Here is a 10,363-nt window from a genome sequence, read left to right on the forward strand (position 1 = left end):
CGGGCGCGTGCGATCGGTGCCATGCCCCGTGCGATCTTGGCACACTGATCGGAAGTGCTGTTGTCGCTCATCCGCGTTGCTCCACGAGGGTTGAGGGGGTCGGTGGAGCGGGCGCGGACGCACCTCTCCATCCCGTACGTGGAGTTCTGAGCCCGCCGCGTTAGGCCCTCGTGGTGTGACCTGCGTCACATCAACTGATGGGTGTCGGCGCTGCTCGCACGGTGGGTCGGTGGGCGCGCGAGACGGGGTGCGCTCTATCCATACGTTGCCCCAGCGGGGCATCGTCGATGCCGTACAGGCGTGCACAGGCGCCCTCAGCATCCAGGGAGCACAAGTCAGTTGAGCTGCCGCGTGACCTAGAGCCCGTGTACACCCCCACCTCGGGCTACGCCCACTTCGCCCTCAACAGCGAGCCGAAGTACGGCATCGCCGGGGGGCACGTGGAACGGCGCGGTGTCCGTCGAGCGGGAGTCGCCGTACGTGACGGAGTGGCTGGGCAGGATCCAGCGCGCTGCGCGCCGAACACCCTGCACACCACGCTCGTGGAGTCGGACAAGATCGCCAGCTTGTTCCATGCGTGCGTCGACGACGACAAGGACTCCCCGGCGGCGGTTGGCGGATCGGGCTGCCTGTGCTTCAAGAGCTTCATGGACCCGGAGTTCGGGCTGCCGGTCGTGGCGGACCACTACCGCACCGTCGGCGGGAACATCGACCAGTGGACCTACAAGGCGTACGCCCCGCGCGATCTGCGGCCGGATGGCGAGTTCTACCGCCTGATCATCGACCGCCGGTCCGGCATGTTCTGGATCCGCACCCGCGACGGCCTGCTGTCGATCCTGCCGGAGGAGAACGGGCGAGGCTACGGCGGGGGAGGCCCCTCCGAGCTCGCCCGGTACATCACCGCGCTCCTGGCCTCCGGCGGCGAGAAAACCGCAGCCGCGGGCGACCGTCGGCACAACGACCAGCCGGACGCGAAGGTGTTCGCCTGGGTGCGTAGCGAGGCCGCCGCCCGCACCCAGGAACTGTCGTACGAGGACCTGGCGGCCATCCAGAACGGCTGACCCACCCCTGAACCCAGTAGCCCCGCACCGGCGCAGAAGCTCGGTGCGGGGCCCCTGCGCTTATCCGCGGGGGATCGGATGTGCATCACGCGACGCCGTGCTCAACGCTTCGGTGCAGGGCCAGGTTACGCCGCCGGGCCGTCGGAGGAGTCGGCAAAGCGCCGACGGACGACGTCCGGCAGCTCGCGGGAGCAGGCGGCCGGAATGAAGAAGAGGCCGGCCATGCCCAGCCCGGTGACCACGAGGCTCAGCAGCCCGGCGGACACGCCGGGGTCGTCGACGGCGGCGACGCCGCAGAACACCGACACCGCGGCGATGAACAGCAGCACCATCACGGTCCACCGCTCCCGCAGCGGAGACGCCGTGCGCGTCGCCACGCTCACCCACCAGGCATGTCCGACCAGCACGCACAGCACCACGGCGGCCGCCGGGACCAGCGTCGGCAGCGCCCAGCGGATGACGTCACTGTCGGGCAGACGGTGCTGACCGGTCAGGTAGCCGGCCCGCACCAGCCACACCACATACACCGGCACGGCGGCCACGATCAGCACCCACATCGCGATCCTCAGCACCCGCGCCCGCCCGCTCATCGTCTCCCCCTCGCTCGCCCGGCCAGGAGGACCGTACTGACGGCCGGCCCGGGCCCGCCAGAACGCATTCACCGCCACGGGTGGCCGGTTCACCCTCCCGGCGGCCGGCCGCTGTCGGGGCATCCGGCACGGCGGGCGATGAACTCGAGGACGTGGTCGGCGACGTGGAGGTAGTCGCGGCGGGTCCGGTCGGTGCCGGCGACCGCGTCGAAGCCGTAGACCAGGCGCGCGAGCTCTTCCCGCAGCGGCCGCCCGGTGTCGGCGGGACACCGCAGGTCCCGGTAGCTGTCCCTGGCCATCGCCCCTCCCCAGCCGGTTGTTCGCCAGCATCGTGGGGCGGTGTCGCGCTTATGTCGTACGCCGGGGCCCGTCGGAGCTTCCCGGTCAGGACTGTGCTGAAGCCCCGCTGTCTGGGGGCGTGGCGGGTTCCGTGCCCCAGGGGTAGAGCTCCCACGCCTCGTCCAGGATCGGATTGATGACGGGCCGTCCGTCGGCGAGGGCGCGCAAGGACCATCCGGCGGGCGGTGGCTGCTCGATCCGGGCCAGGATCGCTTCCTCCAGCGTGGGGTCCGTCGCGACGACCGCGTCCTCCAGTTCGCTTGCCGAGGCCACCACCGTCGGCACGTCCGAGGTCGGCAGGACGTGCCGGAACTCGGGGGTGTTGACCAGGTGGTACGGCTCCATCGTCATCACGATGCCGAACATCGGCCGGTCGTGGGGGATGTGGGCGAACTTCGGGTGCCGCTCCCGGATGAGCTTCGCGGTGTTCGGGATCTGCTTCCCGATGGCCTTGCCCAACTTCTGGTTCAGCTCTTCGCCGAACGTCTCCTGCGGCCCGAGCCGCAGGCCTGCGGTGGGCCGGGCCGACTTGGACCAACATGGCCAGACTGCGGGCGAGCTCGGAGAAGTCGTCCTCCTGCCAGGTGAACTGCTGTCCGGCCACCCGCAGCAGGTATCCCGACAGCCGCTCACCGACCGGCAGGTGCCGGTAGAGGTCGTCCAGCGCCACGTACTGGGCGAGGATCTCCTCCAGGTCGTCCATGGCCGCCAGCCGCTGCCGATGCTCGTTCCCACGGGTCAGTGACACCCATGCGGCGTCGGCGAACGCCCACGGCCGGTACAGCCCCGTGATGCTGCGGTGCCGGTTCAACCTCACCCAGTCCTGCTGCCAGTCGACCTTCGTCGGCAGGATCGAGCTCACCTGCGCAATCAGGGGCAGCAGGGAACTGGGCGGGTGACGGCGGACCCGCTGGACGTACTCGTGGTCGGAGATAGGGAACCTGGACGAACGGACCATACACACGATTCTGCCCGTGCCGACCCGCTGGGCAGGCAGCACTTTCCGTGCGACAGACGTTCAGCCGTCCGAGGGGAAGCCTGTGCTCGGCTGCCTTCGCCCACACCGTGTACAGGCAGGCTCCACACGGCTGTCCTCGAGGTCTCCCAGCACACCGTGGAGCGATACGTCACCGGCAAGTTCGTCCAGAGGGCGTCGCTCACCAGGGGTGGTGTTTCGAACGGAACTCCGCGAGCGCAGTCAAGGCCTTCTTTGCGCGCTCCGTGTCGGAGCTGAAGGCGCCAGCCTGGACGAGGGGCCAGGAGTCATTGATCTCTCGCTCGATATCAGCAGCCAGGCCGTTCTGGTCGTACCCCCACACATCATCGTCGAAGAACTCCCCGGACCATGGGCTCGCGAGAGCATGCTCGGTATCCAGAGTGACCAGCGAGGCCAAGAACTCGAATCGGTGGAAGGCCGCACGGTAGGCATCGTCGTTCGGCTCCACCAGGCGGAACGGTTCTCGCAGTTCCTCACGAAGCCATCGGCTCTGCGGGTAGAACCACGTCCTGCCCACACCGGGGCTGCAGACTTCATTGATCGAGCCGCTGATGACGCGACGGGGGTTGAGGTAGACGGCCGGAACCTGACGGCCATTGGAGAAGAGCGGCGACCACAGCGGCTCGATGAGAAGGCGGTGCAGAAAATCCTCGCGTCTGGCGAGAACTGCGGCGGTGCCCATGGTGAAGATGGCGAGTACGGCCGGGTAGTGCCGCAGCCTCTCCAGTTCCTCGGTATGGCCGTTGATGTTCTTGTGGCGCAGGCGCCCCAGCCGCTCGATCACGCGCTGCCAGAGGGCGTTATAGGTGCCGTCGTCGTGAAAGACGCCGTTGGCGAGCAGGTGCAGCAGGGTGTCGGAGTCGGCGCGGTAGCGGTGGATGCTCTGCGCGAAGACGCTCCCGGTCAGCGGATACCGGTCCTGGCTGGCCTTGTTGGCGATAAGCGACGCACTCTGTTCGATCAAGTCGTGGATCTCGATACGTCGGATGGGGTCGGGGAGGAAACGCTTGAGCTGGGCGACGGCCGTGTCCCGGGTCACCGGGGCGGCGGTCATCCGGTCCAGCGCCTCCACCCTGCGCTCGAGATCCGTGAAGAGGTCGTCTGCAGTCACACCGTCGATGACGGCGGCAGAGTGCTGGGCGACCAGCCGTCGGGCCGGCTCGCTCATTCGGCCGAACTGCCCCCAGTACATCGGATAGCGCCGGGACCGGGTTCCTTCCACGGCCCTGACGAGGGCCCTGTCCCAGTCGGCTGACCAGCCGCACACGATCAGTCCGTACTCGTCCAGCACACGCTCGAGCAGCTCCTGCTGCGCATCGGGGTACTTCTCCAGCTCGTCCACGGTGTTGCGCTGCTCCAGGTCGGCGTAGTCGCCGTGGAGTTTGATGATCGTGACCTGGCTGTGCACGAGGGGCTTCATACTGTCGATCTGATGGTCGCGGACGACCTGGGGGGAGATGCCGACCTCCTCCAGCGCTCGTTCCATGAGGCGATCGAAGTTGGTGGTCAGGATGACCTTGACGTTCCCTCGCTTCACCAGCCGGGCGATCGCCCGGTGCGCCGCGGTGGGTTGCTTCACGTCGTCGCCGTCTTCGGGCTCGAAATAGCCTGCGAGCAAGGCTTGTCGTGCCGCCGAAGTGGGGGCGGCCTCGGAAAGCAGACGCGAGTAGCCCAGCTGCTCGCCGAACTGCTCCTGCCACCAGCTCTCCGGATCGGCCGCGGGCCCCGCGCCGGCGTCGGGCGCGTCCGGATCATGCAGGACCGCGACCTTGGCGACGAGGTCCTGGACGATGCCCCAGCCGGTCTTGATGCCGGACGCCATGGAGATGCCGGCCCCGAGCAGCACCGCGTACACCCCCGGGCATGTGTGAACGTTCAGGGCCAGGGACATTCGAGGATCGAGAACCCCGCCGACGCCCGGGACCGTCGGATTTCCCTGCCCTGCGGCCTGCTTCGTCACCGCGACCACCCCTCCTTCAAACGGGCACACCACCCCAAGCGGCGGAAACACTGCCCGCGTATCGGAGTTCACCCTACTCCACAATCTCGTCATTATGACGATAAGCGCCGTAAGGCAGTCGTCTCAGAATGCAATCGAACATGTGCTCGAAGTCTGCATTATGGTGGGCACCTGGAGAGACGGAGCACATGGAGATCGAGCTGTAGGGCTCCCCCAGCACAAACGCCTCGTCCCCGGCATTGCAGCTGCCGGGGACGAGGCGTTCAGGCATCCTACGAGGGCGCAGATCCACAGTCATGGCTGACGGGTTCTGTCGCTCGGGAGGTCAGGAACTGTTCTTCTCCACTTCTACCTTGACCTTGGCGATGATCTCCTCCGGAGGCTCCTCCAGGTGATTCACCGCCGTCGCCAGCAGCACGGTGCCGACCCGGGCGTTGGCGTGCGCGATGTGCGCCGCCACGTCGACGAGCTCGTTCCAGCCGGCCTTGATCTGCTCCAGGTCGTCAGCCTCGATACCCGCTCGGAACGTGGACTCAGCCGCATCCAGCAGATCGCGATATGCAGGCGCCACCGCCTCCCCGGCATGTCCGCCACCAGCCGCGGCCAGGTTGTAGAAGGCGACCAGGGCCTGGCCAGCGCGACGGTCGTAGTCACGCGACTTGTCATCGTAAGTTCCCATACCGCAGAGGCTATCGAGCACCACTGACACCCAGGGGTCACGCGCCTGCTCGCACCCGTTACCCCGGCGAGCTCCTGCGTCAGGTTGTGCGCGTAGCACGGCGACGTGCCCACCAGGACAGCCGTGGCGCGGTGGCCGCGCGAACGGCCTGCCCGAACGCCTCCAGGGCTGCCTCGAGGCGCTCGGTGTTCTCCACGTCCCCACAGGCGTTGAGCAGCTGCTCGGTGGTGGCGGCGACGGCTGCGTCGGTGGAGCGCATCAGCGGGGCCGCCGCTGCGGCGGCCGCGTTCTGCTTGCTCGCCCGCCGGTCCCGACTCAGAAGGTCGGCCGCCTGCCCCATCCCTACCTGCGCGCTCAGATGGTCGGAGCCGCCGGCGATCCGGGCCAGGGCTGCACCTCCGAAGAACCCGAGCGTGGCCAGCAGGAACGACCGTGCCCGCTCAGCCGGGCCGTCCCACAGCAGGCGGTTCGCGGCGGCCGCGCCCCGCAGTTCGGCCACCGCCACCGTCAACGCGTCGGCTTGCACCCGCAGGGCGCCGATCTCCTCCTGCTGGTCCTGGCGGTTGCGGGCGCGGGCGGTCAGCTGGATCAAGCGGCGCCTCGCAACTAGCGGTCACCTGCGGAAATGGATCGCTCAGCAGGGGCAGGACGTTCCGGGTGAGTTCCTGAAGGGCGCCGCGTACAAGCTCGGCAGCGGTGCGGTCACCCTGCTCATCCTGTGGTGGGAGACCCGGCACTGAAGCCCGGTGGTGGGCCCTCCCGGGGCCCACCACCGGCCGGGCAAGCCGCTCTTCGAGGTCTCGAGGACGGTACGGCCCGCGCCGGGGGACACGGCGCATGTGCGAGGACCGACCGCCGGCGGTCCGCCAGGGCGCCCCGCCGGCGCGCAGCGTGGTCTCTACTCCAGGATGCCGAGGTGCCGGTCGGGGCGGCAGTGGGTGCAGGCCGGTAGCCCCGCGGCTAGGAGTCGGCGGGCCTCGTCACGGTCGACGGCGCGCCGTCGCTTCGCGGCCGCATAGCAGTCTCCGGCGTGGACTTGCACGGGCGGGTTTCTGCAGCCGATGCCGAGTTCGATGATCCAGTCCGGAGCGGGAGGCCGTCGCTCCTCTCCGCGCGCCCGCTCGGCATCCCGCTGACGGACGGCGGCGATCTTCGTGTCGATGCGCTGCAGCCACATGGCGTGCCATACCCGGATTCTGTGGAATCAACTTTGTCAAACCGTACTGCTGGAGGTGTGCGCGGCAGACTGCCTCGCCGGGCCGGCATGAGCGCAGCCGAGTGGCGTCACGTGTGAGCGTTGAGTCTGTCAGCAGGTACTCGTTCGATGCGGGTCCAGCCGCTCCAGCCACGCTCCTTCAGAATCGCCAGCACCAGTTCGGCGCCCGGTGCGGACTCAAGCATGGTTGAGTCCATCAGGGCGACGAACTGATCGTCGAAGCCGTCGTCACCCACCTCGCCGGCCTCCACGGCGCGAATCATCAGGCGCTCCAGGATGTCGGCGACCTCGACGATCCGTGGATCGCCGGCGCGCCAGTCGGGCTCCCCGGTGAAGAAGCTGTAGAGCCTCACCATGTCGGGGTCGTCCAGCTCATCGTGTTTCTTGGCAATCACGGAGTCGATCAGGTCCGGCACCTGCGCGGCGATCATGATCCAGGCATCCCGCTCCAGCTCGATGTACCGCTCCCCGACGCCGAGACCGCGCAGCCGGTCGAGGTAGCCCACGACGCTTTGCGGGAGTGCTAGGTGCTCTCCGGCGGCGAGCCGGGCGAGCCGGCTGCGGGTGTCCTGCAGCCGCCGGATCTCGGCGCGCAGATCCTTGTCGATCTCCTGGACACCGCCGGCGAACTCCTCCGCGCCGGCGTCGAGGAGTTCCTGCACCCTGGCCAGCGGCACGCCCGCATCAGCCAGGGTGCGGATCCGGATCAGTCGCACGACCGCGGCGGCATCGTAGATCCGGTACCCGGACCGGTCGCGCTCGGGCTCGGGCAGCAGCCCGACCTTGTGGTAGTGGCGTACGGCCCGCACCGTCACCCCGGCGTACGCCGCAAGCTGGCTGATGGTGAGCATGAGTCTCAGACTGCATCAGGCGATCTTCCGGCGATAGGCGGCCATCGCGAAGACGTACGCCACGACGAGGATGCCGAGGCACCAGGCGAGGGCGGTCCAGATGTCGTCGCCAACCGGCCGCTGGGCGAACAGGCCGCGGATCGTGTTGACGATCGACGTCACCGGCTGGTTCTCGGCGAACCAGCGCACCGGGCCGGGCATCGTCTTTGTCGGCACGAACGCCGAGCTGACGAAAGGCAGGAAGATGAGCGGGTAGGCGAACGCGCCCGCTCCCTCGACCGACGACGCGGAGAGCCCGGGGATCACGGCGAGCCAGGTCAGCGCCAGGGTGAACAAGAGCAAGATGCCGGCGACCGCGAGCCAAGCCGACACTCCTGCCCCCGAGCGGAAGCCCATGAGCACAGCGACGCCCACGACGAGCACAAGCGCGATCAGGTTGGCGACCAGAGAGGTGACGACATGCGCCCACAGCACACCCGACCGCGCGATCGGCATGGACTGAGATCGCTCGAAGATCCCGCTCTTCACATCGGTGAACAGCCGGTACGCCGTGTAGGAGATGCCCGATGCGATGGTCATGAGCAGGATGCCGGGCAGCATGTAGTTCACGTACGAAACCGACCCGGTATCAATGGCGCCTCCGAACACGTAGACGAACATCAGCATCATGGCGACCGGCGTGATGACGGTCGTGATGATGGTGTCCATGCTGCGTGTGACATGGCGCAGGGTCCGCCCCGTGAGCGCGGCAGTGTCGCTGAAGAAGTACGCGGTCATCCTTGTCCCCCAGTTGTCGTGCCAGTGGCGTCGCACTTTTCGCCGCCGCCGATGACCGAGAGGAAGATCTCCTCCAGAGTCGGCTGCTTCTCGACGTACTCGACCTTGGCGGGCGGGAAGAGCTGCTTGAGCTCGGCAAGGGTGCCATTCACGATGATCCGACCCTGGTGGAGGATCGCAATCCGGTCGGCGAGCTGCTCAGCCTCGTCCAGATACTGCGTGGTGAGCAGCACCGTCGTGCCGTACTCGGCGAGCTCCTTGACGGCATGCCACACCTCAATGCGCGCCTCGGGGTCGAGTCCGGCCGTCGGCTCGTCCAGGAAGATCACGGATGGATTGCCGATGAGGCTCATCGCGATGTCCAGCCGACGGCGCATCCCACCCGAATACGTGGACACCTTCCGCGGGCCGGCGTCGGTCAGCGAGAAACGCCTCAGCAGGTCATCCGCGATCGCGCCCGGGTTCTTGAGGTGGCGCAGCCTGGCCACGAGTACGAGGTTCTCCCAACCGCTGAGGATCTCGTCGACGGCCGCGAACTGCCCGGTGAGGCTGATGGATTCCCGCACATTCGCCGGTTGCGTGGCGACGTCGAAGCCATGGACGCTGGCTGTCCCCGCATCGGACGTCAGGAGCGTGGCGAGGATCCTCACGGTCGTGGTCTTGCCCGCCCCGTTGGACCCGAGCAGGGCGAAGATGCTGCCCCGCGCCACCTCGAAGTCCACGCCGCGCAGCACTTCGAGCTTCCCGTAAGACTTCTCCAGACTCTGCACGCGAATCGCCGGACTGGCGATCGATTGGGTCACCATGGTCATCTGCCTCCTTCGGGGAGCTTTCCAGTCGGCTGTGGGGAAGCTCCTGCAGCGAGGATGGAGGGTTGACCCAGCGTCAAGGTCAAGCCAGCCCCGGCCACGCCACCCGTATCGCTGGCAGGATCGACGGCACACTGTCGCCATCGATCAGCGCGAGTCCCGCAGCAGCGCCACGGCATGACCCTGATCTGTCCCTTCAAGATGGCGGCAGCTCAATAATTGGCAGGAGCTGGCGCGGGGTGGCGCCGGATGGCGTGGGGACGTCCGCGAGACGTTCCAGGAGTCGGCTGAGGGCGGCTTGGCCGTCGTCGACGGCGGCTTGTTCTTCGTCGGTCAACGGGATGGCGGCCCGCATGTGCTGCAGGTTGTCCTTCGCTTCCAAGAGCTGAGCTTTGCTGGCGGCCGCGGTCGCCGACCGGCTCGTCCGCGACGGGCGCCCGCCCGCCGGCGAGTACGGCGCGGTATGGGATCAGACGCGCAATGCCCGACGCATGATCAACACCTTCCGACAGACCTGAGCTCGAACGCCAGGTGCCACAGGAGCTCGAACGGCTGTGCCTATGGGGTGGCTATCCTGCGGTGCGGGCGCCCAGCAACGCCGCCCTGAGGAGGACCGGACCGATGACCACCACGCTCGACGTGCCGCCGCTGAGCGAGCCCGACCCTTCCGCCCTGGTCTGCTCCGGCGACCTCGTCGGCCCGTGTGCGGCCTGCCAGCGCAAAACCCACAAGTAGGCCCCGGTGTCCTATCTCTGACCCACGGTGCAAAGTGACCGTGATAGCGGTGCCGTGGGTGCTGGGAGCGTAAGGCGGGCCCGGCGCGGAGGCTGGGCCCACGAACTTGGTGCCTAGACGGACTCGCCGTACTCGGCGACGTAGGCCGCGTAATTCTCCGCGAGGACGGCCCGGCCGACCCCTGCGGTGAGGTGGTCGACCGAGGCGACGGCAGGGACCTACCAGTCCTCGACGGTGAAGGTGATCAGCTCGGTCCGGTGGGCCAGTTCGGCGACGCCTGGTCCTCAACGTCGTCAGCCACCTGCTGCGCCTCGGTGAACTGCGGCCCCCGAACCGGCCGACCACTAGG

General features: G+C 68.0%; 13 protein-coding genes. 2 read left to right on the plus strand and 11 right to left on the minus strand.

The features are described 5' to 3' along the window. Positions 1-365: 365 nt before the first annotated feature. On the plus strand, positions 366-1,061 hold the full coding sequence (locus ICC28_RS39560) for a hypothetical protein (protein WP_223190759.1): 696 nt from the start codon (positions 366-368) through the stop codon (positions 1,059-1,061). Positions 1,062-1,186: 125 nt separating this feature from the next. Here ICC28_RS39560 and ICC28_RS39565 read toward each other — a convergent pair whose 3' ends face one another. The 3 genes from ICC28_RS39565 to ICC28_RS39575 all read right to left on the minus strand — a co-directional run bounded on the left by ICC28_RS39565 (position 1,187) and on the right by ICC28_RS39575 (position 2,449). Next, complete coding sequence (locus tag ICC28_RS39565) at positions 1,187-1,651, minus strand: hypothetical protein (RefSeq protein WP_188293717.1); 465 nt, start codon at positions 1,649-1,651, stop codon at positions 1,187-1,189. Positions 1,652-1,740: 89 nt separating this feature from the next. Continuing rightward, on the minus strand, positions 1,741-1,950 hold the full coding sequence (locus ICC28_RS39570) for a hypothetical protein (protein ID WP_188293718.1): 210 nt from the start codon (positions 1,948-1,950) through the stop codon (positions 1,741-1,743). Positions 1,951-2,035: 85 nt separating this feature from the next. Beyond that, positions 2,036-2,449 (minus strand): hypothetical protein, encoded by a 414-nt coding sequence (locus ICC28_RS39575; RefSeq protein ID WP_188293719.1) that lies wholly within the window; start codon positions 2,447-2,449, stop codon positions 2,036-2,038. Here ICC28_RS39575 and ICC28_RS39580 point away from each other — a divergent pair. Beyond that, on the plus strand, positions 2,436-2,735 hold the full coding sequence (locus tag ICC28_RS39580) for a hypothetical protein (protein ID WP_188293720.1): 300 nt from the start codon (positions 2,436-2,438) through the stop codon (positions 2,733-2,735). The genes ICC28_RS39575 and ICC28_RS39580 overlap by 14 nt on opposite strands. 412 nt (positions 2,736-3,147) lie before the next feature. On the opposite strand, the gene ICC28_RS39585 is transcribed toward ICC28_RS39580, so the two are convergent. From ICC28_RS39585 to ICC28_RS39620, 8 genes are all read right to left on the minus strand, one after another. Next, complete coding sequence (locus ICC28_RS39585; RefSeq protein WP_188293721.1) at positions 3,148-4,947, minus strand: SIR2 family protein; 1,800 nt, start codon at positions 4,945-4,947, stop codon at positions 3,148-3,150. A 325-nt stretch (positions 4,948-5,272) separates the two neighbouring features. Beyond that, positions 5,273-5,626 (minus strand): hypothetical protein, encoded by a 354-nt coding sequence (locus ICC28_RS39590; protein WP_188293722.1) that lies wholly within the window; start codon positions 5,624-5,626, stop codon positions 5,273-5,275. 79 nt (positions 5,627-5,705) lie between these two features. Beyond that, positions 5,706-6,218, minus strand: a complete 513-nt coding sequence (locus tag ICC28_RS39595) for a hypothetical protein (RefSeq protein WP_188293723.1) — start codon at positions 6,216-6,218, stop codon at positions 5,706-5,708. A gap of 306 nt (positions 6,219-6,524) precedes the next feature. Next, on the minus strand, positions 6,525-6,803 hold the full coding sequence (locus tag ICC28_RS39600) for a DUF6233 domain-containing protein (RefSeq protein WP_188293724.1): 279 nt from the start codon (positions 6,801-6,803) through the stop codon (positions 6,525-6,527). 107 nt (positions 6,804-6,910) lie between these two features. Then, positions 6,911-7,693: a MerR family transcriptional regulator gene (locus ICC28_RS39605; RefSeq protein ID WP_188293725.1), complete on the minus strand. Its 783-nt coding sequence runs from the start codon at positions 7,691-7,693 to the stop codon at positions 6,911-6,913. A 15-nt stretch (positions 7,694-7,708) separates the two neighbouring features. Further along, on the minus strand, positions 7,709-8,470 hold the full coding sequence (locus tag ICC28_RS39610) for an ABC transporter permease (protein WP_188293726.1): 762 nt from the start codon (positions 8,468-8,470) through the stop codon (positions 7,709-7,711). Then, positions 8,467-9,276 (minus strand): ABC transporter ATP-binding protein, encoded by an 810-nt coding sequence (locus ICC28_RS39615; RefSeq protein WP_188293727.1) that lies wholly within the window; start codon positions 9,274-9,276, stop codon positions 8,467-8,469. Before ICC28_RS39615 ends, ICC28_RS39610 begins: the two co-directional genes overlap by 4 nt. A gap of 199 nt (positions 9,277-9,475) precedes the next feature. Then, positions 9,476-9,661 carry a hypothetical protein gene (locus ICC28_RS39620; protein WP_223190761.1) on the minus strand — a complete coding sequence of 62 codons (186 nt, stop codon included), beginning with the start codon at positions 9,659-9,661 and terminating at the stop codon, positions 9,476-9,478. Positions 9,662-10,363: the final 702 nt, after the last annotated feature.

Source organism: Streptomyces sp. TRM68416, from assembly GCF_014596915.1.
In the GTDB taxonomy this organism is placed as follows: Bacteria; Actinomycetota; Actinomycetes; order Streptomycetales; family Streptomycetaceae; genus Streptomyces.